This is a genomic window from Castellaniella caeni NBRC 101664, from assembly GCF_001592225.1.
Taxonomy (GTDB): domain Bacteria; phylum Pseudomonadota; class Gammaproteobacteria; order Burkholderiales; family Burkholderiaceae_B; genus Castellaniella; species Castellaniella caeni.
Genome location: NZ_BCWN01000023.1, coordinates 25,609 through 50,140 on the forward strand (window position 1 = coordinate 25,609; position 24,532 = coordinate 50,140).

The window sequence follows — 24,532 nt, forward strand, 5'->3', positions numbered from 1 at the left end:
TATTATGTCATTCATGCAGTTTAAAGCCCTGCGCAGCCTCCAACTTCTGGGGTTGCTGGCGTGTTTCCTGTCCATTCCCGCGGCGCGCGCCGAATTGCTCCTGCAGCTTGCACAGACGCAGGCGGCGGCGGGGGCGCCGGTCGAAGTGCAGGGTGTCCTGCTCAACGAAAGCGGCAATCCGCTCAGCAGCCCGATCGCCCGCGAAATCCGGGGGCACTGGGTCGATGCCAGCGGGCACAGCACCCCGGCCACCTTTACCCTGCGCACCTCGCCCGATGCCGCCGACCTGCCGGTCAACACCTTCACCCGCGTAGCCTGGACGGGGCGGGTGCCGCCCCGGGCGCGCGGGCTGCTCACGCTGAGTTTCGACGGCGCGCCGGACACCTTGCTGGCCTTGCGTGTCGAGAACGCAGGCCCGGTGCCGACACAGGCGGATGGCATGCTGGCATCCGCGCCCGCGCCCGGCAGCCGGGCAGCCGCCTCTGCTGTGCCGCCCGTGGCGGATGCGGGCACGCCGACCAAGGTTGAACCGCTGTCGCCCTTCGATACGTTTCGCAGCGCCATCTCGCCCTACGATCCCATCTATTTTGTGGTCGGGCGCACGGGGGGCGCCACGGGGCGCTTCCAGGTGAGCTTCAAGTACCGCCTCTTCAGCCCGGACGATGCCGCCAAACCGCATTTCATGGACAACTGGTACTTGGGCTATACCCAGACCTCGCTCTGGGATCTGCACTCGGATTCCATCCCCTTCATCGACACCACCTATAATCCCAGCCTGTTCTGGGCACGCGAATCGCTCTGGCAGACCGATGACAAGCGCTGGTTCGCGGGGCTCAACGCCGGTATCGAGCACAAGTCCAACGGCAAGGACGGCGAAGATTCCCGCTCGCTCAACGATCTTTACCTGCAGCCCGAGATCAATCGCCGCCTGGGCTCGGGCAGTACGCTGAGCTTCATGCCGCGCTTCAAGGCCTACGTGGCGACCGAGGCCGACATGCACTATCCCGATTCGCTCGGTTACGTCGATTGGAAGCTGCGCTGGGCGCAAGACCAGGGGCTGGTGCTCTCGGGCCTGTACCGTCAGGGCACGCAAGGGCGCAACGCCACCCAGCTCGAAGCGGCCTGGCCGCTGCGGCGCACCTGGCTCAACATGAACGGCTACCTGTACGTGCAGTATTTCAGGGGCTATGGCGAAACCCTGCTGGACTACAACCAGAAGCACGATGCACAACTGCGCATCGGCATTGCCCTGGTGCCCTGACCCCGCCTGTAAGGAATTTGGATGTTCACGCAGATTGCGCTTTTTGCCGTCTCTTTGCTGGTGCTGCTCACGGCCAGCCGCCTGTTGCTCACCCTGTGGCTTTGGCCCCGGGTAAGGGCGGCGGGTCGTCCCTGGGCCATTTTCCGCTGGGGGCTGCGCATCGACCTCAATCAGCTCGCCATGTGGGCGGGCATCCCGGCGCTGCTGGCGCCCTGGCTGGCGGATCAGCCCCTGGCCGTGACGCTCACCGGATTATGGCTGCAGCTGGTGTGGCTCTTGTTCGTGTTGCTGGAAATCTCCACGCCACAGTTCATCCAGGAATACGACAGTCGCCCCAACCGCCTGTATCTCGACTACCTGAAGTACCCCAAAGAGGTCTTCGGCATGCTCTGGAAAGGCTACAAGCTGGTGCTGGCCGCCGCGCTCGTCGTGCTGCTGCTGGCGGGCTGGGCGGGGCACGCGCTCTTTGCCCAGGCCGCCGTGAACACGCTGCCGGCCTGGCCCTGGCGCATCGTGCTCACCGTGCTGATCGCCGCGGCCATCGTGCTGGCGATCCGCGGCACCCTGGGCCATCGTCCCGTCAACCCGGCTTCGGTGGCCTGGTGCGGCGACAGCCTGCTCAACACGCTGCCGCTCAACTCGCTGTACAACGTGCTGTTTGCGCTGTACGCCATCAAGAACGAACGTTCGGCGGCGGACGTGTACGGCGACCTGCCCGACGGCGTCCTGCAGGCCATCGTGTGCGAGCAGGCGCACATCCCGCCGGGGCCGCCCGAGCTGCCCACCCTGCATCACCAGCCCGCCAGCGCGCAGCCCGCGCGGCCGCGCAACCTGGTGCTCATCGTGCAAGAAAGCCTGGGCGCGCAGTACGTGGGCAACCTGGGCGGAGCGGGCCTGACGCCGTGCCTGGATGCCCTGGCCGCCACGGGCTGGAACTTCACCCGGGCCTACGCCACGGGCACGCGCTCGGTGCGTGGGCTCGAAGCCGTCACCGCCGGTTTTCCGCCCACGCTGTCCGATGCCGCCCTGCGCCTGACCGATGCCCAGAGCCACTTCTTCACCTTGGCCCAGTTGCTGCGCAAGCACGGTTACCGCTCGCGCTTCATCTATGGCGGCGAGGCGCACTTCGACAACATGAAGAGCTTCTTCCTGGGTAATGGCTTTGACGAGCTGCACGACTTGCCCAGCTTTGATGCCCCCGCCTTCGTCGGCACCTGGGGCGCCAGCGACGAAGACATGTTCAACAAGCTGCACACGCTGCTGTCCCAGCCCGGTGCGCAGCCGACGCTGCATCTGGCATTTTCAGTCACCAACCACACGCCCTGGGAATACCCCGCGGGGCGCATCGCGGTGCAGGGCGAGCCCGCCACGGTGCAAAACACCGTGCGCTACGCCGACTGGGCCATCGGCCAGTTTTTCGGGCGCGCCCGGGCCAGCGACTATTGGCGCGACACAGTCTTTCTGGTCGTGGCCGATCACGATGCCCGGGTGGGCGGCGCCCAGCGCATTCCCCTGCGGCACTTCCACATCCCGGCGCTCATCGTGGGGGCGGGCGTCGAGCCGCGTCGGGACGAGCGCATCATCAGCCAGATCGACCTGCCCACGACGCTGCTGTCGCTCATCGGCGTCAGCGATGCGCATCCCATGATCGGCCACGACCTCACCCATCCGCACAGCGGCGGACGCGCCATGATGCAGTACGAAGACCACTACGGCTATCTGCGTGGCGAGCGGCTGGTGGTGCTTGAACCGCAGCAGGCCGCGCACCATTTCCGCTACACGGCGCCCGACACCTACGAGCCCGTCGCCGCCGACCCGGAACTGGAGAACATCGCGCTGGCGCACGCCCTGTGGCCCACCTGGGCCTACCGCCATCAGGCGCATACCTTGCCTGAGCTGCGTCGTGCGGGGCTGGCATGACCCCACAGGACTCATGGTAGAATCTTGCGTTCCAAGTCTGTCGGGGCGTAGCGCAGCCTGGTAGCGCATCTGCTTTGGGAGCAGAGGGTCGCATGTTCGAATCATGTCGCCCCGACCACCAGATCAAGGATGCCTCTCATATGTCAAACACCACCACTGAAGACCTGGGCAAGCTCGTGCTGCGGGTTGGGTTGGGCGTCATCATCCTGCTGCACGGTATCGCCAAGCTCAATGGCGGCATCGACTGGATGTTCGGCCTGCTGACCGCCAAGGGCCTGCCTCATTTCGTGGCCTACGGCGTCTACATCGGTGAGGTCGTCGCCCCCGTGCTGCTGATTCTCGGCCTGTGGGCCCGTGTCGGCGCCCTCATCCTCGTCGTCAACATGCTCTTTGTCTTCGGCCTGGTGCACATGGCCGATTTCTTCGTCATCGGCAAGAGCGGCGGCTGGGCACTCGAACTGCAAGGCATCTTCCTGCTGGCGGCAGCCGCCATCGCACTGCTGGGGGCCGGGGCCTACAGCCTGGGCGGGCGCAACGGCCGCTGGAACTGATCCAGGCCCGCTGCAGGCCTGTGTTTCAGGCCTGCCTCCGCAGTTGACTGGCAATATGCGTTGCCCGGCAGGCCAACACCAAGCCTGCATAAAAAAATGGCGATCATCGAACATGATCGCCATTTTTTTATTCAGCCGCGCAACAGCGGCACGTCGTATATCTGGTGCGACGTAGCGGCGCCACGTGCTCTTGCCTGGGCCAGGCTGCGCTGCGCTTGCCGGATACCGCGGCAGGTACGCTGCACGTGCCCCGCTGCCTGGATAGCCGTGCCCACAAGCGTGGTTGCGACGCTCCATGCCCAGCCTGGTAACTGTGACAGTCGCGCGCCTGCCTGCCATTCACCTGGCAACGTGCTTGTCCGGCCGTCGCCATAAGACGCTGCATACATAGTCGATCTCGATTCGATAAAAGTGGTTTGTCCTGGCGTTGATTTTAGCAATTTATTAGGGTTAACACCTATTCAATTCAGCGCGATATTTGCGTGGTCGCAACAGGTGGATGATTATGTTCTGCTGGGTGATTGATCGGGATTTTCCCTGATCTTTGCGCGCTTTACGCTGCTTGTAAGGTCTCCGTAAGACCCGGCCTCTAACTTGCGCGGCAGATCATAAAGAACACCCATCTTCTGCAGGAGGCCGACATGGGAGACAAACAGACACAGAACATTGTGTCCAACCCGAAATACCAGTATTTGCGCCGCACGCGGCTGCGCTTTGGCTGGACGCTGACCGTGTTCATGCTGCTGGTGTATTACGCCTTCATCGGCGTCATCGCGTTCGACAAAGAACTCTTTTCCGCCAAACTGGGCGAGGGCGTCATGACCTGGGGCATCCCGGTGGGCTTTGGCGTCATCGTCTTCAGCGTGCTGATCACGGGCCTGTACGTGCGCCGTGCCAATGGCGAATTCGATCGCCTCACCCGCGAAATCGTCCAGGAGGCCTGAGATGAAGCACACGACCGTGCGCGCAAGCGCCGCGCTGGCCTTGCTGGCGGCCTGCACGTCCGCCCTGGCGGCGGGCGGCGACCTGGGCGAACTGCAGCGGCAGCCCACCAACTGGACGGCCATCGCCATGTTCGGCCTGTTCGTGCTGATGACGCTGTGGATCACCAAGTGGGCCGCCAAGCGCACCCGCTCGGCAGCCGACTTCTACACGGCGGGCGGCGGCATCACCGGCTTTCAGAACGGCATGGCGATTGCCGGTGACTACATGTCGGCCGCCTCGTTTCTGGGGATTTCCGCCGCCGTCATGATCAACGGCTACGACGGCCTGATCTACTCCATCGGCTTTCTGGTCGGTTGGCCGATCCTTACCTTCCTCATGGCCGAGCGCCTGCGCAATCTGGGCAAATTCACCTTTGCCGACGTGGCCGCCTATCGCTTCAAGCAGGGGCCGATCCGCGCCTTTGCCGCCTCGGGCACGCTGGTGGTGGTGGCCTTCTACCTCATCGCCCAGATGGTGGGGGCGGGCCAGCTCATCAAGCTGCTCTTTGGCCTGGAATACTGGATCGCCGTGGTGGTCGTGGGCGTGCTCATGATGATTTACGTGCTCTTTGGCGGCATGACGGCCACCACCTGGGTGCAGATCATCAAGGCTGCCTTGCTGCTGGCGGGTGCCACCTTCATGGCGCTCATGGTGCTGGCGCACTACGGCTTCTCGCCCGAGCGCCTGTTTGCCGCCGCCGTCGAGGTGAAGACGCTGGCTGCCATGAATGCGGGCAAAGACGCCGCCGATGCCGCGGTGCAGGGACACTCGATCATGGGGCCGGGCAACTTCATCAAGGACCCGATCAGCGCCATTTCGTTTGGCATGGCCCTGATGTTCGGCACGGCGGGCCTGCCGCACATCCTCATGCGCTTCTTTACCGTGCCCGATGCCCGTGAGGCGCGCAAGTCGGTGTTCTGGGCCACGACCTGGATCGGCTACTTCTACATCCTCACCTTCATCATCGGCTTTGGCGCCATCGTCATGGTCTCCACCAATCCTGAATTTCTGGATGCGGCGGGCGCCCTGATTGGCGGCGGCAACATGGCTGCGGTGCACCTGGCCGACGCGGTGGGCGGCAACGTCTTCCTGGGCTTCATGTCGGCGGTGGCTTTCGCCACGATTCTCGCCGTGGTGGCCGGCCTCACGCTCTCGGGTACGTCGGCGGTGTCGCACGACATCTTCGCCACGCTGGTGAAAAAGGGCAATGCCTCGCGTGAGCAGGAAATGAAAGTGGCCAAGATCACCACCATCATCCTCGGCGTCATTGCCGTGGTGCTGGGCATCGCCTTCGAGAAGCAGAACATCGCGTTCATGGTGTCGCTGGCCTTTGCCGTGGCCGCCTCGGCCAACTTCCCGGTGCTGTTCATGTCGGTGCTCTGGAAGGGCTGCACCACGCGCGGCGCCATGATCGGCGGTTTCGCCGGCCTGATCAGCGCCGTGGGCCTGACCGTCGTGTCGCCATCGGTGTGGGAAGCCACGCTGGGCCATCCGGCGGGTTCGGCCTGGTTCCCCTATGCCTCGCCCGCGCTGTTCTCAATGACCATCGGCTTCGTGTCCATCTGGTTGTTCTCGGTGACCGACCGCAGCGAGCGCGCCCGCATCGACCGGGCCGGCTTCGAGGCGCAGACCGTGCGCAGCGAAACCGGCGTGGGCGCGGCGGCCGCCAGCGCGCACTAAACGGTGTGCGCCTGCGCGCCCCGTGCGCGCAGGCTTGGCACGTGTCATGCTTGCCATCGGCCCTGTGGGGCCGATGGCGTTTCCGCGCCGCCGCGCATCCGTGTCGTGCGCCTGTTGCAGCCGTCAAGGCGGCCTGCGGAAAAAGGGACTGCGGGCCCGGCGGGCCGCCTGGCCCGGCGTATCATGAGCAATCTCTGGCTTTTGGATGCATGATTCATGACGACGCCTTCCCCTGATATTCGCAATATCAACGACCCGGCTTTCTGGCACGAACAGACGCTGGTGCTGCACGGCGATGCCGCTTGCCACCACGATACCGCCGTGGTGCCGCCCATCCATTACAGCGCCACGTTCCGGGCGGAATCCGCCGAGCAGTTCTCGGCCATGGCCACCACGGTGCGCCCGGCCAGCTTCTACACGCGCCATGGCAACCCGGTGAACAAGCACGTCGAGGCCATCCTCGCGGGCCTGGAAGGCACCGAGGCCGCGCTGCTCACGGGGTCGGGCATGGGGGCCATCTGCACTACCATTCTGGCGCTGCTCAAGGCGGGCGATCATGTGGTGGCGCAGCAGCGCCACTATATGAGCACGTCCAAGCTGTTCTCCGAGGTGCTCACGCGCTACGGGGTGCAGGTCAGTTTTTTTGATCAGACCGATCTCGACAGCCTGAAGGCCGCGTTGCGGCCCGATACCAGGCTCATCATGGTCGAGACGCCGGTCAATCCCAGCCTGTCGATCACCGACCTGGCCGCTGTGGCGCAGATCGCCCGGGCGCGCGGCATCCTCACCGTGGCCGACAACACCTTCGCCTCGCCGCTCAACCAGCGCCCGCACGACCTGGGCATCGATATCGTCGTGCACAGCGCCACCAAGTACCTGGGCGGGCACAGCGACATCATGGCCGGGGCCATCTGCTGCAGCAACGCGCTGGCCGAACAAATCTGGAAAATGCACGTCACCCTGGGGGCCGTGCTCTCGCCCATGGATGCCTGGCTGCTGCTGCGTGGCCTACGCACCCTGTCGCTGCGCATGGAACGCATCAATGCCAATGCGCTGGCGGTCGCGCGCTGGCTCGAAGCCCGGCCCGAGATCGAGCAGGTCTTGTATCCGGGGCTGGAAAGCCACGCGCAGCATGCGCTGGCGGCGCGTCAGATGAAAGGGTTCGGGGCGATCGTGGCCTATTCGATTCGCGGCGGCTACGCGCGCACGCAGCGTTTCGTTTCGGCCCTGAAACTGGCGACGCAGGCGGTGAGCCTGGGCGGGGTGGAGACCCTGGCGGTGCACACGGCCTCGATGTGGGCCAGCTCGATGAGCGAGGCCGAAATGCAGGCCGCCGGCATCGAGCCCAATTTCGTGCGCATGTCGGTGGGGGTAGAACACATCGACGACCTGAAGGCCGACCTGGCCCAGGCACTGGCGCAGTCGGTGGCTGCTGCTTAGGGCGGGCAGCAGGCAAGTGGCACTTGGGAGCGCGCCTGCCTGCGGCACTGCGGCGGGTGCTGGTCACGGCCTGCGCCTGTTCAGGACTCAGACGCGTGACTGGGCCGCGTCTTAGTTCAGCCCGGCCTTGTCCAGCCCGAACTGCTTGTCGGCCGAACCCGGCACGGCGCGGAAGGCCACGCCCAGACGGTTCCAGCCGTTGATGCCGACGATCAGAAACGACAGATCGGCCAGTTCTTCTTCGGAGAGCTGTTCGCGCACACGGGCAAACAGCTCGTCGGGGATACCGTGCGGCGGCAGCTGGGTCAGGGCTTCGGTCCATTCGAGGATGGCTTTTTCCTTGGCATCGAACAGCGGTGATTCGCGCCAGACCGCCACGTGATGCAGGCGCAGTTCACGCTCGCCCGCCAGCTTGGCCTCTTTGACGTGCATGTCCACGCAAAATGCGCAGCCATTGAGCTGCGAAGCGCGCAGCGTCACCAGGTAGCCGATCTTGGCCAGGAAGGGGTTCTTGTGCAGGGCTTGGCTGAATTCCGAGTATTTCTGCGCTGCTTCGGGGGCAGCCTGATAATAATTGAGGCGTCGGGTCACGGTATCGATCCAAAAGGGGTTGAAAAATCATGAGGCCAGATGAACTGGCCTTAGCCGTACCATTTTAGTGCGGATTGCCTGGCGCAAAACTGCGGGGGTGGCTGTACTTGCAGCCACCCCGTCAGGACGGGCGGATGACTCCTGTCCGCGGTTTGTCTGCCAGGTCTGTGGTTTTTACTTACAAGTAGGGGCTGGCCAGCCAGATGATGCGGTTGCGCAGCTGTTTGATGAAAGGGATGGCCTTGAGCGACTCGGGCGTCACCAAGTCGGACTGGGCGATCTCGGCGTCGATGCGCCCGGCAATCTTGCTGGCCAGCACCGGGTCGTAGATTTCCATGTCCAGCTCGAAATTCAGCCGCAGGCTGCGGGGGTCGAGGTTGGACGAGCCCACGTACGACCAGCCATCGTCGATGGTGAGCAGCTTCGAGTGGTCGAAGTTGCCGCGGCTGCGCCAGACGCGGCACCCCGCCGAGATTACCTGGGCCAGCTGCGCGGTCATGGCATAGTTGACGAGCCGCAGGTTGTTGCGCCCGGGGATGACGATGTCCACCTGGATGCCGCGCCGGGCCGCCGTGTTCAACGCCCCCATGAGCGTCTGGTCGGGCAGGAAATAGGGCGACTGGATGCGCACGTGGCGCTGCGCCACGGCCAGCGCCCCTAGCAGCACGTTGTGGGTGGCGGCGATGAAGCGATCTGGGCTGGAGCGGATGCAGCGCGCGGGCACCTGCGGTTGCGGCGCCTCGGGCGTCACTTTGCACCAGTCTTCGATGCGCAGGCGTTCGTGGGTGGTGAATTCCCAGTCGTTGGCAAAGACGGCGAAGAGCTGCGTGGCCGCGGGCCCCTCGACACGAAAGTGCGTGTCGTGCGCCGCGTGATGACCCTTGAGCGACGCCATGAAGCTCTCGCGGATGTTCATCCCCCCCATGAAGCCCAGGTGACCGTCGATAAAGAGGATTTTCCGGTGACTGCGCAAATTGGCGTACGGCATGCGCAGGCTGAGCACGTGCGACATGAAAAGTTCGGTGCGGATGTCGCGGCTGCGCAGCAGATGAATGATGGGCGGGTGCGAATACTTTGAACCGATGGTGTCGATGAGCACCCGGATGACCACCCCGCGCTGCTGCGCGCGGTGCAGGGCCTCGACAAAGCGCAGGCCGATGCGGTCGTGGTCAAAAATGTAGCTTTGCAGGGCAATGCAGTGGGCTGCCTCGTCGATGGCCTTGAGCATGGCCGGGTAGGCTTCGTCGCCGCTGTCGAGCAGCGTGATGTGATTGCCGTCGTGCAGCGGAAAGCGGCTGATGCGATCCCCCAGCACGCGCAGCGAGGCAAACTGCGGGCCCGCCAGCGAACCCACGTCTTTAAAGGGCTCGCGCGCGTGGTTGACGTAATCCTTGATGAGGCGGCTGCGCTGGGTGGAGAGTTGGTCGTGACGGATGCGGTTGATGCCCGCCACCAGGTACAGAAAGGGGCCCACCAGGGGCGACATGAGGATCACGCCCACCCAGGCGATGGCGGCCCGCACGTCGTTCTTGTTCATGGCCGCGTGGATGGCCGCGGCCGCGCCGATGACCAGCGAGCAGGCCGCCACCATGTGCGGCCAGTAAGTCAGCAGGAACGTCGAGACCATCTGCATGGGATCAGGCTGCTTCCGCAGTGCCGGGGCGCGTGCGCAGGGATTCGAGCCAGTCGGCGTTGGGGGCGCCTTGCCCGGCGTACTGCTGGTTGCGCGAGTTCGACCGCCAGACCCCCCCGCCGATGCCAGGCACGGGTTCGGTGCGATACCAGTACCAGCGGCCATCGGCATCTTGCGCGCACCAGTTCCAGCCCTCGGGGGCGTCAGACCAGTCGGGGAAAGCAGCAGGTGTCGCAGGCATGTCGATGTCCATGGAGATATCAGAGGTCACCAGACCTGGGCGAATCTTGTCACACCCTGGGTTGAAAAGAAAGCCGGGGGCGGGTAGAACGGCATGCGGGGAACGTGTAAGGCGCGGCGCCAGGGTTGCCTTCGGGGAGAGGAACGTGCGGTTCAACACCGAGTCCGGGAGCACTGGTATGAATGCAACATATTTGTTGTATCATGGATATTGTCCGAGTACGAGGATCGGATGAAATACAGTGAGTTCAAAAGATGGCTCAAGAAGCAAGGCGCAGAAGATCGCGGCTCGATGGCAGGAGCATCATATGCTGACCTACCCTATGACTTTGACGCCTGACACCAATGGAATTTTTCTGGTGCGCTTCCCGGATGTGCCCGAGGCGCTCAGTGTGGCGAAAGATGCGGACGAAGCGCTCGTCAATGGCCTGGATGCGCTGGAGGCCGCCATCGGCATCTACTTTGACGAAAAGCGCCTCGTGCCGACCCCATCCAGAATCAAGCGCGGCCAGCTGGCTGTGACGCTGCCGGCGCTGGTTGCCGCCAAGGTCTTGCTGGCCAACGAAATGGTGTCCCAGGGCGTGCGCAAAGCAGAGCTTGCCAGGCGGCTCAATGTGCACATGCCGCAAGTAGACCGTCTGGTCGACCTGCGGCATTCATCGAAACTGGAGAGCATCGAGCTGGCCTTTCACAAGCTGGGCAAGAACCTGGAAATCCGGGTGGTGTGAAGAAAACCGGGCGGTTGGGGCGTGGTGGCCCCGGTTGGGTGGGGCGTAAGAAAAAGCGGAGACAAAAAAGCCCGCGCTGTGGCGGGCATTCTTCTAAAGTTCGTGTTTTTGTTCTGATTTTCACATGATGGAATCTACTGTGTTCTTCATCATCATGGAAATAAAGGAATTATTGGGGTGACCGATGGGGCTCGAACCCACGACAACCGGAATCACAATCCGGGACTCTACCAACTGAGCTACGGTCACCGCCGAAAGAAACGAGATTCTAGCATGACTGGGCGCCTTTTGCAGAGCACCCCGTCCGCCCTTGATTAGCGCGGCGATTTGGGTCATTTTATGGGGTGACGGATGCCAATGGCTCAGGCTATCGTTAACCGACCGCTCCCACAAAGGAAATGCTCATGGCTCAGATTTTCGTCGTTCATCCCGAGAACCCTCAGTCCCGCCTCTTGCAGCAGGCCGGTGAACTGCTTGCTGAGGGCGGGTTGGTCGCTGTTCCCACCGATTCCAGCTACGCCGTGGTGGCGCGGCTCGACGATAAAGCCGCCGCCGAGCGCCTGCGCCGCCTGCGCGGGCTCGACGAGCGTCATCACCTTACCTTGCTGTGCCGCGATCTCGCCGAGATCAGTCACTTCGCCAAGGTCGAAAACACCCACTACCGTCTCTTGAAAATGGCCACGCCCGGCCCCTTCACCTTCATTCTCGAAGCCACCAAAGAAGTGCCCCGGCGGGTGTCGCATCCCTCGCGCAAGACCATCGGCATCCGCGTGCCCGACCACCGGGTGGCGCGCGCCCTGATCGACGCCGCCGGTTCGCCCCTGCTGTCCACCACCCTGATTCCCCAGGGCGAAACCTTGCCGCTCAACGACGCGCAAGACATCCTCACCCGCTACGAGCACGACCTGGCCGCCATCGTCGATGGCGGGCCGTGCCCCTTCGATTCCACCACCGTCATCGACCTCACCGGCGCCGTGCCGCAGGTGCTGCGCGTGGGCCGTGGCGATCCGGCCTCGCTGGGTCTGCAATAGGGTTATGCTTGCGGGGGTCGCCGGCACGGGCTGGCCCCCACGACCCCTTTTCATGAATCAACTCATCCAGACCATCGCGGTCTATGCCTTGCCGGTGCTGTTTGCCATCACCTTGCACGAGGCGGCGCACGGCTATGTGGCCCGCTTTTTTGGCGATCCCACGGCGCAAGAGGCGGGGCGCATCAGCATCAACCCCATCCGGCACATCGATCCCATGGGCACCATCGTCGTGCCGCTGGTGCTGTTGTTCGTCACCAAATTCATGGGCGGCGGCCTGCTGTTTGGCTGGGCCAAGCCGGTGCCGGTCAACTGGGGGCGGCTGCGCCGACCCAAGCAGGACATGCTCTGGGTGGCGCTCGCCGGCCCCGCGTCCAACCTGCTGCAGGCGATTGCCTGGGTGCTGCTGTGGCGTCTGCTGCTGCTCACGGGCATCGTACAGACGGGGGGCGACTTCTGGTCGCAGATGGCGTATGCCGGGGTGCAGGTCAACCTGATCCTCATGGCGCTCAACCTGGTGCCGCTGCCGCCCCTGGACGGCGGGCGCATCGTCTTCAGCCTGCTGCCCCCGCGCATGGCGTGGCAGTATGGCCGCATCGAGCCCTACGGCATCGTCATCCTCATCGTGCTCATGATGCTGGGCTGGTTGTGGCCGCTCATGCAGCCGCTCCTGGCCCTGGGCCACTGGATCGTCAGTGGATTTTTGTAAACCCGGGCCGCGAATCCGGTAAACTTGGTTTTTTTCTCGCCCGGGAAGTCGCTCGGGCGTTTTTCGGAGGCATCCCTCATCATGGCCGGCTCGGATTCATCCCTTCCAGTCCTTCAGGGCAGTATGGTGGCCCTGGTTACGCCCATGCATCCAGACGGGCAGCTGGATCTCGAAGCCTTTCGAAAACTGATCGATTGGCACGTCGAGCAAGGCACCGACGCCCTGGTGGTGGTCGGCACGTCCGGCGAATCGCCCACCGTCACGGTGCAAGAACAGGCCGAACTCATCGAGCTGGCGGTGCGCCATGCCGATGGCCGCATCCCGGTCATCGCGGGCACCGGCGGAAACTCCACCGCCGAGGCCATCGAGCTGCAGCGCCACGCCTACGCGGCGGGGGCCACAGCGGGGCTGACGGTCGTGCCGTACTACAACAAGCCTACGCAAGAGGGCCTGTACCAGCACTTCCGCGCCATCGCCGAATCCGTCGAACTGCCCAGCATCCTGTATAACGTGCCCGGGCGCACAGTGGCCGATCTCTCCAACGAGACCATCCTGCGCCTGGCACAGGTGCCCGGCATCATTGGCGTCAAAGACGCCACCGGCAACATCGCCCGGGGCGCCCAGCTGATTGCCGCCGCGCCCGCCGGGTTCCACGTCATCAGCGGCGACGACCCCACGGCGGCGGCCCTCATCCTGCTCGGGGGGCGCGGCAATATTTCAGTCACGGCCAACGTCGCCCCGCGCCTGATGCACGAACTGTGCGCCGCGGCCCTGCGCGGCGACGTGCTTGAAACCCGCCGTCTCAATGCCGTGCTGTCCACGCTCAACCGGGTCTTGTTCCTCGAAGCCAACCCCATCCCCGTGAAATGGGCCGTGGCCGAAATGGGGCTCATTCAGCTCAGCTACCGGCTGCCGCTCACTCCCCTGTCCGATTCCTTCCGCGCAACCGTGCGCCAGGCCTTGATTGATGCAGGTTGCCTCTAACATGAAGATGAAACGTTCGCCCCTAGTCACTGGCGTCACGCTGGCCAGCCTGCTGGCACTGTCCGCCTGCTCCTCTTTCAACCAGCTGACGGGGCAATCTGAGTCCGTCGAATACAAGAGCACGGTTACCGGTGAACCGCTCTCCATCCCGCCCGACCTCACCCAGGCCAGCGACAACACCCACTATCGGGCGCCCGAAGGCGTGGCCACGCTCAGTGCATACGCGGCGGGCCAAAAGGCGCAAAGCGCCAACCCGGCTGATCGCGTGCTGCCGCAGACGGCGGGCGTGCAGGTGATGCGCGATGGCGCCTTGCGCTGGCTGGTGGTCAGCGAGCCCGCTGAAACCCTGTATCCCAAACTCATCGAGTTCTGGGGTAATCAGGGCTTCACCATCCAGTCGCAAAACCCCAAGGCCGGCCTCATCGAGACCGATTGGGCCGAGAATCGGGCCAAAATCCCCGAGGGCTGGCTGCGCAGCGCGCTGGGCAGCGTGCTCGATCAAGTCTTCGACAGCGGCGAGCGCGACCGCTTCACCATCCGGCTCGAACGCGACGCCAACGGCAAGACCGAAGTCTACGTCTCGCACCAGCACATGGAAGAAACCCCCACGTCCGATGGTACGGGCTTCAAGTGGGTGTTCGGCAAAGAAGACCAGGGGCTCAACGCCGCCATGCTGGCGCGCCTGATGGTCTATCTGGGCACTGACCAGCAAAAGGCCGCACAAGAGATCAAGGGTGCCACGCCAGATGCCGGCCCGGCCACCACCACGCAGCTGAGCAGCGGCCAGGCTTCCCTGATGGTGAACGAAACCTTCGATCGTGCCTGGCGCCGTGTCGGGGTGGCCATCGACTCCGCGCGCTTCACGGTCGAAGACCGCAACCGCGATCAGGGCGATTACTACATCCGCTACCTGGATACCGATACGGGCGAAAAGATCGAGCAGCAAACGGTCTTTGGCCGTCTGTTCGGTACGCGCAATGCCGCCGAGCCGCAAAAGTTCCGCGTCCACGTTGCGCAACAGGGCGGCGGCAGCGAAGTCACGGTGCTCGACCAGGATGGCAAGCAGCTTACCGACGCCACGGCGCGGCGCATCCTGACAGTCATCGACAAAAACCTGAAGGGGACACAGTAAGCGGACGCCGCCAGTGCCGCCAAGGCACTGCGGCTTCAAGGCTGATTCACGCAAAAGCCCCGTCTATTGGCGGGGCTTTTGCGTAATGCCGCCCGCTTTCGACCGTGGCGGGCGCGCGGAGCGATCAGGCGCAGGTCTGCAGGGGGGCGTCGTGCGCGCGGGATGGGAGGGTGCCCAGCGTTGTGCCGAACCATCCCAGTTCCGCTCCCAGGGCTGTTACGTCACCCACGATGACGAGGGCGGGCGATTGGATGGCGTGTGCCTGTGCCTGCGTTTCGATGGTATCCAGCGTGGTGTGCAGCACCCGTTGTTCGGGCCGCGAGCCGTTTTCCACGATGGCGCAGGGAGTCTGCGGCGCGAGGCCGTCGGCCAGCAGTTGCTGGCGCAGGGTGGGCAGGCGTTCGACCCCCATGTAAAAGACGTGCGTGCGACCGGTGTCCGGGGCGGGTGTTGTCGCAGGCGTGCTGCGCGCCGTTGTGGGCGCCACAGTGTCGTGCCGCCGGTGCGCCGTCGCCAGGGTGAGCGACTGGGCGTGGCCGCGCTGGGTCAGCGGGATGCCGGCGTAGGCGCCGCAGGCCAGCGCGGCGGTGATGCCGGGCACGACTTCGTAGGCGATGCCGTGGCGGCGCAGGTATTGCAGCTCTTCGCCACCGCGGCCAAAGATCATCGGGTCGCCGCCCTTCAGGCGCACCACGCAGCGCCCCTGGCGCGCGTGCGAGGCCATCAGCGCGTGGATACGCGCCTGGGTGGATTCGTGCGGGCCGCCCACGCGCTTGCCCACGTCGATCACCTCGGCGTCGCGCCGCGCCAGGGCCAGTACCTCGGCGCTCACCAGACGGTCGGTGAGAATCACGTCGGCTTCGTTCAGGGCCCGCAGGCCACGCAAGGTGAGCAGGCCGGGGTCGCCGGGGCCCGCGCCCACCAGCACGACTTTGCCCACGGGAGCCTGGGTATCCTGGCCCAACGCTTGCGTCAGCAGCGCCTCGGCCTCGGCTGGACGCTGGCGGCGCAGGGCGCCCAGAACGGGGCCATCGAGCAGCCAGTCGTAGAAGTCGCGCCGTGCCCGCAGCTGGGGGCGCGCCTGGCGGATCGCCAGGCGCTGGCGCTGCGCCAGGGCCGCCAGGGCGCCCAGCGCGGGCTCGAACAGGGATTCAATGCGCTCGCGCAGGCGCCGCGCGATCACCGGCGCGCTGCCGCCCGATGAGATGGCGATGGTCAGCGGCGCGCGATCGACGATGGCGGGCACCTGCGCGCTGGAGAGCGCGGCGTCGTCCACCACGTTGCAGAAAATCCGCCGGGCTTCGGCGGCCTGCGCCACCTGGCGGTTGAGCGCGGTGTTGCTGGTGGCCGCGACGACGAACCAGGCCGTGTCGAGCCAGGCGGGGTCGAAGGGCGCCAGGCGCAGTTCGATCGTGCCCGCCTGCGCGCGGGCCTGCACCTGGGGGTGCGCCGCGTGGGCACCGACGATGACGCGTGCCCCGGCGGACAGCAGCAGGCCGATCTTGCGGTCGGCCACAGGGCCCGCGCCGACCACCAGCACCGTGCGGCCTTTCAGTTGGGTGAAGAGCGGAAACAGATCCATGACGTCACACCACCCCGGTGCGTACCAGGAAGTCGCCAAACGCCTCGCTCGTCTGGCGCTGCGTCGCGTACGCGCCAAAGAGCGTGTCCAGACTGTCCAGGATTTCCGGCTCGGCGATGTTTTCTTTATAGAGGCGGTTGAGCCGCTCGCCAACGAAATCCGCCCCCAGGCGCAGGTCGTAGCGGCCCAGGGCGCGGCCGACCAGGGCGATCTCGCCCAGATAGGGCCGCGAGCAGCCGTTGGGGCAGCCCGAAATGCGCAGCAGGATGGGCTCGTCGCGCAGGCCGTGCTTGTCGAGCAGGGCTTCGAGCTTGGGCAGCAGAATGGGCGTGTAGCGCTCGCTCTCGGCCATGGCCAGGCCGCAGGTGGGCAGGGCCACACAGGCGATGTGATGGCGGCGGATGCCGCTTTGCGCCTTGTAGCCGTCCAGCCCGTATTCCTCGACCAGGGCATCGATGGCCGGGCGGTCGGCCTCGTCCACGTTGGCGATCACCAGGTTCTGGTTGCAGGTGAGGCGGATTTCCCCCTTGAGCACTTTGGCGATCTCGCGCATGCCGGTCTGCAGGCGCAGGCCGTCGTGATCCCACAGGCGACCCGAGGCGATGTACAGCCCCAGGTGCCAGCGGCCATCCTGGCCGCGTGCCCAGCCGTAGCGGTCACCGTTGCTTTCGAAGCGGTAAGCGCGCGCCGCTTGCAGGGTGCGTCCGCTGCGTTCCTGAATCTGTGCGCGAAACCAGTCCACCCCCAGGCGATCGACCGTGTATTTCAGGCGCGCGTGCTGGCGTTCTTTGCGGTCGCCGTGGTCGCGTTGCAGCGTGACCACGGCCTCGGCCACGGCGATCAGGTCGTCGGGCGTGACGAAGCCCACCATCGAACCCAGCCGCGGATACGTGGTGGGGTCGCCCGCCGTCGCCCCCATGCCGCCGCCCACGGCCACGTTGAAGCCTTGCAGTGTGCCGTTCTCGATGATGGCCACCAGGCCCAGGTCATTGGCGAAGACGTCGCAGTCGTTGGTGGGCGGAATGGCAATGCCGATCTTGAACTTGCGTGGCAGGTAGGCCGAATTGTTGCCGTAGATGGGTTCGTCGTCCGCCGCTTCGCCGACCTTTTCACCGCCCAGCCAGATTTCGGCGTAGGCCGTGGTGCGCGGCAGGAAGTGGTTGGAGAGCTTCAGCACCCAGGCTTGCGTCAGCGCGTGTTCGCTGGACAGGTACGGGTTGACCGAACTGATCACCTGGCGGTTGACGTCGCCGCAGGCGGCGATCGTGGTGGCCCGGGCCGCGTGGATGCCCTGCATGAAGGCGCGCAGATTGCGCTTGAGAATCCCGTGCCACTGGAAGGTCTGGCGCGTGGTGATGCGAAGGCCGCGCGTGGCGTAGTCTTGTGCCAGTTGATCCAGCGCCAGCCACTGTTCGGGCGGGATGACGCCGCCTGGCAGGCGGGCGCGCACCATGAATGCGTAGGCGGGTTCCAGTTTTTGCTTGCGCCGCTCGTCGCGGATGTCGCGGTCGTCCTGCATGTAGCTGCCATGAAACTTCAGCAGCTTGGTGTCCGCCTCGGGGATGGCGCCGGTGACCGGGTTTTCGAGTTCCTTGGCGATGGTGCCGCGCAGAAAGCGACTTTTGGTCTTGATGTCTTCAAGCGGAGAGAGGGGAGAAATGCTCATGTCGGGTCAACTGGAATGGAAAAAGGTGCCCACCGGCAACCGGACGAGCCGGTGCCTGGATGAATGTGGATGGGGACAATCGGGGGAGGGTGGCGTGTTCAGTACACGTCGCGCGCGTAGCGGCCTTGGGCTGAAAGATCGTCCAGCCATTGGCGGGCGCCTTCTTCGTCCAGCCCCCCCTGGTCGCGGGCGATCTCCAGCAGGGCGGCATTGACGTCGCGGGCCATACGGTTGGCATCGCCGCAGACGTAGACATGGGCACCGGCCTGAATCCAGTCGTAGACGTCGGCGCCTTGTTCCAGCAGCTTGTGCTGCACATAGACCTTGTCGCCCTGGTCGCGCGAGAAAGCCAGGTCGATGCGGTTCAGGCTGCCGTCCTTCAGGGCCTGCTGCCATTCGGTCTGGTAGAGAAAGTCGCTGGTGAAGTGCGGGTTGCCGAAAAACAGCCAGTTGCGCCCGTCGGCGCCCGCTTCGGCGCGAGCCTGCACGAAGGCGCGAAACGGCGCCACGCCCGTGCCTGCGCCGATCATGATGATGTCGCGCGCCGGGTCGGCGGGCAGGCGAAAACGGCTGTTTTCCTCGATGAAGACCGGCACCGTTTCGCCTTCGGCCCGTTCGGACAGAAAGTGCGAGGCTACTCCCCAGCGGGATTCACCGTCCTGCTCGAAGGCCACATGGCCCAGGGTCAGGTGCACCTCGTCTTCGGAGACCGCCGTGCTCGATGCGATCGAATACAGCCGGGGCGTGAGGGGGCGCAAGGCGGCTACCAGTTCGGGCCCGCTCCAGCGGCTGGGCCATTGGCGCAGCGCGTCGATAAGTTGATGGCTGCCTAGATAGGCGGCCAGCTGCTCGCGGGCTTCGGGTTTCAGCAGCTCGTTGAGCGAGGCCTGCTGGGCGCGCTCAGCCAGCGCCGTCAGAAAAGGCCGGGTCAGCACGGTCAGTTCGCGGTAACGCCCCAGCCATTCGCCCAGCGGGCGCTGGGTGCCCTGGTGATCCACCGTGTCGGCGGCATTCAGCCCCGTGGTCTCCAGGATGCGCGCTACCAGCGTGTCGTCCTGCACCGGCCAGACGCCCAAGGCATCGCCCGGTTCATATTGCAGATTGCTGCCTTCCAGTGAGAGTTCGATGTGGCGCACGTCGCGGTCGCTGTCGCGCCCGGTGATGGGTTGGTTGAGCAGCACCTCGGCCTGAAAGGGGCGATCTCGCGTGAATTTCTCGGCCTGGGGGTGCAGCGGCGTCACCGTCGCCTGCGGCGCGGCGGCGCCGCCCGGTTTCAGGGCTTCACGGGCCTGTTCCAGGGCCTTGGTCTGCCAGGGGCCCGCCACGGTGTCGATGTCCAGGTCGGCGGTGCCTGCGTCTTGCAGGCGCTGCGCGCCCAGTTCAGCCAGGCGGGCATCCACCTTCTGGGAAATGCCACAGAAAGACGGATAGCTGGAATCGCCCAGCCCCAGCACGGCGTACTTCAGCCGGGGCAGCTTGGGTGCCCGCTTGCCCAGCACGAACTCCACCCAGGCGATGGAATCGTCCGGGGCGTCGCCGTCGCCCTGGGTGCTCATGACGACGTACAGCAGCTGTTCGTCTTTCAGTTCTTTGGTCTTGTACTGGTCGGCGCGCACCAGGCGGGCTTCCAGCCCCTGTGCCTGCACCTGTTCGTAGAGTTGCGTGGCGAGCCGCTTGGCGTTGCCCGTCTGGCTGCCGTACAGAATGGTCAGCCGCTGCGCCGCGTCCGTGGCGGGGGCGGCGGCGACGCTCAAGGGCGGTGCCGCGACGGCTTCGCGGGCGGGCTGGCGGGCCTGGGCAATGCCGGCAAAATAACCCGACAGCCAGTGCAGGCTGGAGGATTCCAGTGTGCCGGCCAGTTCGGCAATCAGCGTATGGTGGGCCTCGGGGACGTAATTGGGCGCGAGCATGGCATGACCTTGGTCAGACGAAAGAAGCGTCCATTCTGAGGGGCTTCCGGCATGCCGTGAACGAAGCGATGCTTATGTTTTTATGCGCATATAAGCAAATATCCCGGGGGATGGTGCGCGCCTTTGGTGGGCATCGGCCTCAGGCCCGTTGCGACAGGGCCTGGCTTGCGGACAGGTCGAGGTGTTCGGGGTGGGCGTACACCGTGAAGCGGTCTTCGCGTGCGAACCCGGCCAGCAGGATGCCCGCCGAGTGGGCCAGCTCGATGGCGAGGGTGGTGGGGGCCGAGACGGCCACCAGCGCGCGTACGCCCGCCGCGTGGGTTTTCTGCACCATCTCGAAACTGGCCCGGCTGGACACCACGATGAAGCCCTGGGTGCGGTCGGTGGGTTCGCACAGCAGACGGCCGATGAGTTTGTCGAGGGCATTGTGGCGGCCCACGTCTTCGTAGATGAAGGCGATGCTGCCTTGTGTCGTGGCCCAGGCGGCGGCGTGCGTGGCGCCAGTGAGGTTGTGCAGGGGCTGACATTGTCGCAGCTGGCCCAGGGCGTGGTCGATGGCCGCGCGCGTCCAGGGGCTTGCGGGCGCGGCCAGGGCTGGCAGGGCACGAGGCACTTCGCCCAGGCTTTCCACGCCGCACAGGCCGCAGCTGGTGCGCCCCATGAGGCTGCGGCGGCGCAGCTTGAGGGCGTGCAGCCGGGCGCTGGTGATGCGCAGATGGGCAATCAGGCCCAGGGCCGTGGTCTCGACGTCGAGATCCAGCACGTCGGCGGGGGATTCGATGATGCCTTCGGTAAACGAAAAGCCCAGGGCCAGTTCTTCGATGTGTGCGGGGCTGGCCATCAGGGCGGCGTGCGAGATGCCGTTGTATTCCAGCGCCACGGCCTGTTCGCGGGCGATGTCGTCGTGACCGGCGTCGGCCTGCGGGCCGCGCACCCGGACGACGTCGCGCAGGACGTGCGGGGTGTTGCCTGCCAGGGCTTCGGGGGTGAAGGCGGAATTGATCAGGGCCATGGCAAAGAATGGCGGAAGGCAGCAGGAGTCGAACCTACCTGGGAACGTCTGACGCCCCCCACTGGGTTTGAAGCCCAGCCGTGCCACCGGACACGCATGCCTTCCTTGTGAGCCATTATGACAGTTTTTTCCAAAATGCCGCGCTGTCCCCACGGGGGACGTGCCGGTCGCGCAGGCGCCGCGTATAGCCTGCCCGGTCGAAGAATTCGAGTACCTGGATGGCGCGCTTGCGTCCCAGCCCGCTGGCATCGCGAAACTGGGCCGCCGTGACGCCCTGCGCGCCGCCAAGGGTGTCCAGCAAGGCGGCCAGGCGGGCGATCTGCTGCCGGTCGTAGAACAGGTCGGGCACCACCTGGTGCAGGTGCCCCGTGCGGGCCATCTTGCGCAGCAGGCCGCGCACCTGGTCTTCGGCCTGCTGGTGCTGTTTGGCGAGGTCGCGCACCCAGGGTGGGTCGTAGGCCCCGCTGTGGATCGCCTGCCCCAGGTCTTGCGCGAGGCGCGCTTCTTCGGGGGCCAGGGTGATGGTGTGGCTGGGCAGGTGCAACCAGGGGCCGTTGCGCGCCAGCCGCCCGTCACTGACGAGTGCGTCGCACAGGGCGGCCCAGAGAGATTCGCTGGCCGTGGGCAGGGCCATGCGCCGCAGGCGGGCGGCGTCGATGCCGGGTTCTTCGGGCCAGCGTTCGTGGTAGTGGCCCAGCACGTCCAGCACGCTCTGGCCGAGCGCATCCCAGTGGGCGCGCGCGATGAGGATGCGGCTGGCGTGCGTCGCCCGGGCCTGCACCCAGAGGATGTCCGGCGCGAGGTCGTCCGCCTGCGCCGGGCGCCCGAGCAGGCGCAGCAGCACGGGTTCGGCCAGCCCCATCGGGGCCTGCCGCACCAGGGCAGCCAGCTGGGCGTCTTGCTGGAAGCGGCTGAGGGACTGCAGCCAGGCCAGGCGCTGCGCCGACTTGCGCTTGCGTTCGGGGGCGTTGGCGTCCAGCACCGTGCCGCCGCCGATGGTCTGGCTGGCCTGTGCGTTGCGGATGATGAAACGATCCGCCGCCATGGCGCACACGGGGGTGTCGAACACCAGCTGCACCCAGCCCGTCTGGCCCGGCGCGAGGACGTCGGCCGACAACGGCACGGCGTGCGCCAGCTGGTGGCTGGCCCCCAGGTGGACGTGCACTGGCGTCCAGGCGCGGATGGGGTGCTCGGCGCTGGCCAGCAGGCGCAGTTGCGTATCGATGTGGGTCGCGGGCACGAAGCAGCGTTGATCCGCGATCCAGTTGCCGCGCTCGATGCTGCCGAGTTCGACGCCGGTGATGTTCAGCGCGCAGCGCTGGCCCGCGTCGGCGTGCGTGGCGGCCTGGTTCTGCGCGTGGATCGAGCGCACCCGGACGGGCTTGCCCTGCGGCATCAGGTGCAGCACGCTTGCCGGGTCGTCCAGGCGCACCGTGCCCGCCTCGACCGTGCCGGTGACGATGGTGCCGTGCCCGGGCAGCGAGAAGGCGCGGTCGATGGCCAGGCGAAACAGGCCCTGGCTGTCGTGACGGGTGAACTGCCGCGATTGCGTATACAGATGGGCCAGCAGCGCCCGCAGGGCGGGCGAATCGGCCTGTGTGGCATCCACCGTGAAGCGCGCAGCATCGGCCAGGAACGTATCCGCCGTCAGGGCCTGGATTTGCTGCAGCGCCGTGGCCTGCCGGGCGTCGTCGGCGCGGTCGCATTTGGTGAGCACGACCGCGCCGTGGCGGATGCCCAGCAGGGTGAGGATGGCCAGGTGCTCGCGGGTTTGCGGCATGACGCCGTCGTCGGCGGCCACCACCAGCAGGCCGAAGTCGATGCCGCTGGCCCCGGCCGCCATGGTGTGTACCAGGCGCTCGTGGCCGGGCACATCGATGAAGCCCAGCGTGGCGCCGTCCGCCGCGCTGAGATAGGCGTAGCCCAGCTCGATCGAGATGCCGCGTTTTTTTTCTTCGGCCAGGCGGTCAGTGTCCACCCCGGTGAGCGCGCGCACCAGCGTGGTCTTGCCGTGGTCGATGTGGCCAGCCGTACCGATGATCATGCGTCGGGGGCCTCCAGTTGGGCTGTGAAGGCGGCTTCGTCGGCGGGTTCGAGACAGCGCAGGTCGAGCCACAGAGTATCTTGGGCAATGCGCCCGATGACGGGGCGTGGCAGCTGGCGCAGGCGCTGTTCGAGCGCGTGCAGGGCCTTGCCGCCGCGGCCCGCACCGCTGCTGCGAATGCCCAGGCCATAGCTGGGCAGCTGATCGACGGGCAGGGCGCCGCTGCCGATCTGGCTGAACAGGGGCTCGGCGCTGACTGTGTACTGTCGCGTGACGGCCTGTTGCACGTGCGCCTGCAGCCGCAGGGCCTGTTGCCGCATTTCGCCCATGGGGCGGGTGAGCAGGCGCAGGGTGGTGAGCCGCTGGGCCAGGTGTTCGGGGTCGCGGTACAGCTGCAAGACGGGTTCGAGCGCGGCGAGCGTGAGCTTGCCCACCCGCAGCGCGCGCTTGAGCGGGTTTTTCTTGATGCGTTGGATGAGTTCGCGGCGGCCGACCAACAGCCCCGCCTGCGGGCCACCCAGCAGCTTGTCGCCGCTGAATGTGACGATGTCGGCCCCGGATTCGATGGTCTGGCGCACGGTGGTTTCTTTGGGCAGCCCCCACTGGGTGAGGTCGAGCAGGGTGCCGCTGCCCAGATCGACGGCGCTGGGGATGCCCGCCGCCCGGGCGATGCGCGCCATGGCATCGACCTCGACGCTGTGCGTGAAGCCCGAGATGGCGTAATTGCTGCAATGCACTTTCATCAGCAGGCCGGTACGCGCGGTGATGGCTTGTTCGTAGTCGGCGGTATGGGTGCGGTTGGTGGTGCCGACTTCGCGCAGCTTGGCGCCGGCGCGCTGCATGATGTCGGGTACGCGAAAGGCCCCGCCGATTTCGACCAGTTCGCCGCGCGAGACGATGACTTCGCGCCGGTTGGCGAGCGCATTGAGCATGAGGAAGACGGCGGCGGCATTGTTGTTGACGACGGTGGCGGCCTCGGCGCCGGTCAGTTCGCAGATGAGTTCGCCGATGAGGTCGTCGCGGTCGCCCCGGCGCCCGGTTGCCAGGTTGAATTCGAGGTTGGCGGGGGCCTGCATGGCCTGCACGACCGCCTGGATGGCGGCCTCGGGCAGCAGGGCGCGGCCCAGATTGGTGTGCAGCACCGTGCCCGTGAGGTTGAAGACGGCCTGCAGCCGGGGCCGTGCGGCGACGGCCAGGCGATCGCGTGCCTGAGCAAGCAGGGTGGCCACCGCCAGCGCCTCGGGGCTGGCCTGCCCGCGAAGCACCTGTTCACGGGCCTCGGACAGCAGGGCGCGCAGGGCCGACAGCAGCTGGCTGCGCCCGTGCCGGGCAATGAGCGCGGCGCTGCCCGCGTCGCCCAGCAGCCGATCGACGCTGGGGATGTCCGACAGGCGGGCAGCGGCCCGCGCGGGCTGGGGAATGGCTGCCATGATGCCG

20 protein-coding genes and 3 tRNA genes are annotated in these 24,532 nt (G+C 65.9%); 12 read left to right on the forward strand and 11 right to left on the reverse strand.

The genetic code is table 11. From position 1 onward, the window contains the following. The first annotated feature begins 13 nt into the window (after positions 1–13). The 7 genes from CCA01S_RS12860 (at position 14) to CCA01S_RS12890 (ending at position 7,836) form a co-directional block, all read left to right on the forward strand. Positions 14–1,261: a phospholipase A gene (locus CCA01S_RS12860; RefSeq protein WP_232305124.1), complete on the forward strand. Its 1,248-nt coding sequence runs from the start codon at positions 14–16 to the stop codon at positions 1,259–1,261. A 21-nt stretch (positions 1,262–1,282) separates the two neighbouring features. Then, positions 1,283–3,181: an LTA synthase family protein gene (locus CCA01S_RS12865; RefSeq protein WP_066459154.1), complete on the forward strand. Its 1,899-nt coding sequence runs from the start codon at positions 1,283–1,285 to the stop codon at positions 3,179–3,181. A 41-nt stretch (positions 3,182–3,222) separates the two neighbouring features. Next, positions 3,223–3,299 (forward strand) — tRNA-Pro (locus CCA01S_RS12870). A gap of 22 nt (positions 3,300–3,321) precedes the next feature. Next, positions 3,322–3,732, forward strand: a complete 411-nt coding sequence (locus tag CCA01S_RS12875) for a DoxX family protein (protein WP_066459156.1) — start codon at positions 3,322–3,324, stop codon at positions 3,730–3,732. Between the two features lie 641 nt (positions 3,733–4,373). After that, complete coding sequence (locus CCA01S_RS12880) at positions 4,374–4,676, forward strand: DUF485 domain-containing protein (RefSeq protein ID WP_066459158.1); 303 nt, start codon at positions 4,374–4,376, stop codon at positions 4,674–4,676. Position 4,677: 1 nt separating this feature from the next. Next, entirely contained in the window at positions 4,678–6,396 is a 1,719-nt protein-coding gene (locus CCA01S_RS12885; RefSeq protein WP_066459160.1) for a cation acetate symporter, read from the forward strand. Positions 6,397–6,612: 216 nt separating this feature from the next. Beyond that, entirely contained in the window at positions 6,613–7,836 is a 1,224-nt protein-coding gene (locus tag CCA01S_RS12890) for a trans-sulfuration enzyme family protein (protein WP_066459162.1), read from the forward strand. A 111-nt stretch (positions 7,837–7,947) separates the two neighbouring features. Here CCA01S_RS12890 and CCA01S_RS12895 read toward each other — a convergent pair whose 3' ends face one another. The 3 genes from CCA01S_RS12895 to CCA01S_RS12905 form a co-directional block, all read right to left on the reverse strand. Continuing rightward, positions 7,948–8,427, reverse strand: a complete 480-nt coding sequence (locus CCA01S_RS12895; protein ID WP_066459165.1) for a carboxymuconolactone decarboxylase family protein — start codon at positions 8,425–8,427, stop codon at positions 7,948–7,950. Positions 8,428–8,605: 178 nt separating this feature from the next. Continuing rightward, positions 8,606–10,060, reverse strand: a complete 1,455-nt coding sequence (gene cls, locus CCA01S_RS12900) for a cardiolipin synthase (RefSeq protein ID WP_066459167.1) — start codon at positions 10,058–10,060, stop codon at positions 8,606–8,608. A 4-nt stretch (positions 10,061–10,064) separates the two neighbouring features. Then, a complete protein-coding gene (locus CCA01S_RS12905) occupies positions 10,065–10,301 on the reverse strand; it encodes a hypothetical protein (RefSeq protein WP_066459210.1) in 237 nt (78 codons plus the stop codon). Between the two features lie 241 nt (positions 10,302–10,542). On the opposite strand from CCA01S_RS12905, the gene CCA01S_RS12910 reads away from it, so the two are divergent. Continuing rightward, positions 10,543–11,028 (forward strand): type II toxin-antitoxin system HicB family antitoxin, encoded by a 486-nt coding sequence (locus CCA01S_RS12910; protein WP_308411255.1) that lies wholly within the window; start codon positions 10,543–10,545, stop codon positions 11,026–11,028. A 173-nt stretch (positions 11,029–11,201) separates the two neighbouring features. Here the strand turns inward: CCA01S_RS12910 and CCA01S_RS12915 are convergent. Continuing rightward, positions 11,202–11,277: transfer RNA gene (locus CCA01S_RS12915), tRNA-His, on the reverse strand. A 155-nt stretch (positions 11,278–11,432) separates the two neighbouring features. On the opposite strand from CCA01S_RS12915, the gene CCA01S_RS12920 reads away from it, so the two are divergent. The 4 genes from CCA01S_RS12920 (at position 11,433) to bamC (ending at position 14,881) form a co-directional block, all read left to right on the forward strand. Further along, a complete protein-coding gene (locus CCA01S_RS12920) occupies positions 11,433–12,059 on the forward strand; it encodes an L-threonylcarbamoyladenylate synthase (protein WP_066459212.1) in 627 nt (208 codons plus the stop codon). Positions 12,060–12,111: 52 nt separating this feature from the next. Further along, positions 12,112–12,765: a site-2 protease family protein gene (locus CCA01S_RS12925; protein ID WP_066459171.1), complete on the forward strand. Its 654-nt coding sequence runs from the start codon at positions 12,112–12,114 to the stop codon at positions 12,763–12,765. Positions 12,766–12,846: 81 nt separating this feature from the next. After that, a complete protein-coding gene (gene dapA / locus CCA01S_RS12930; RefSeq protein WP_066459214.1) occupies positions 12,847–13,749 on the forward strand; it encodes a 4-hydroxy-tetrahydrodipicolinate synthase in 903 nt (300 codons plus the stop codon). Between the two features lies 1 nt (position 13,750). Next, entirely contained in the window at positions 13,751–14,881 is a 1,131-nt protein-coding gene (gene bamC / locus CCA01S_RS12935) for an NlpB/DapX family lipoprotein (protein ID WP_066459173.1), read from the forward strand. A gap of 124 nt (positions 14,882–15,005) precedes the next feature. Here bamC and cysG read toward each other — a convergent pair whose 3' ends face one another. The 7 genes from cysG to selA all read right to left on the reverse strand — a co-directional run bounded on the left by cysG (position 15,006) and on the right by selA (position 24,525). Further along, on the reverse strand, positions 15,006–16,463 hold the full coding sequence (cysG, locus tag CCA01S_RS12940) for a siroheme synthase CysG (protein ID WP_066459175.1): 1,458 nt from the start codon (positions 16,461–16,463) through the stop codon (positions 15,006–15,008). 4 nt (positions 16,464–16,467) lie between these two features. Further along, a complete protein-coding gene (gene cysI / locus CCA01S_RS12945; protein ID WP_066459177.1) occupies positions 16,468–18,129 on the reverse strand; it encodes an assimilatory sulfite reductase (NADPH) hemoprotein subunit in 1,662 nt (553 codons plus the stop codon). Between the two features lie 98 nt (positions 18,130–18,227). Next, positions 18,228–20,039, reverse strand: coding sequence for an assimilatory sulfite reductase (NADPH) flavoprotein subunit (locus CCA01S_RS12950; RefSeq protein ID WP_066459178.1), 1,812 nt, complete (start codon positions 20,037–20,039; stop codon positions 18,228–18,230). A 139-nt stretch (positions 20,040–20,178) separates the two neighbouring features. Beyond that, a complete protein-coding gene (gene fdhD / locus CCA01S_RS12955; RefSeq protein WP_066459180.1) occupies positions 20,179–21,051 on the reverse strand; it encodes a formate dehydrogenase accessory sulfurtransferase FdhD in 873 nt (290 codons plus the stop codon). Positions 21,052–21,060: 9 nt separating this feature from the next. Further along, positions 21,061–21,156, reverse strand: a tRNA-Sec gene (locus tag CCA01S_RS12960). Positions 21,157–21,166: 10 nt separating this feature from the next. Next, the gene (gene selB, locus CCA01S_RS12965) at positions 21,167–23,095 is read right to left on the reverse strand and encodes a selenocysteine-specific translation elongation factor (RefSeq protein ID WP_066459182.1); all 1,929 of its coding nucleotides are present in this window, start codon (positions 23,093–23,095) and stop codon (positions 21,167–21,169) included. Next, the gene (gene selA, locus CCA01S_RS12970; protein ID WP_066459185.1) at positions 23,092–24,525 is read right to left on the reverse strand and encodes an L-seryl-tRNA(Sec) selenium transferase; all 1,434 of its coding nucleotides are present in this window, start codon (positions 24,523–24,525) and stop codon (positions 23,092–23,094) included. Before selA ends, selB begins: the two co-directional genes overlap by 4 nt. Positions 24,526–24,532: the final 7 nt, after the last annotated feature.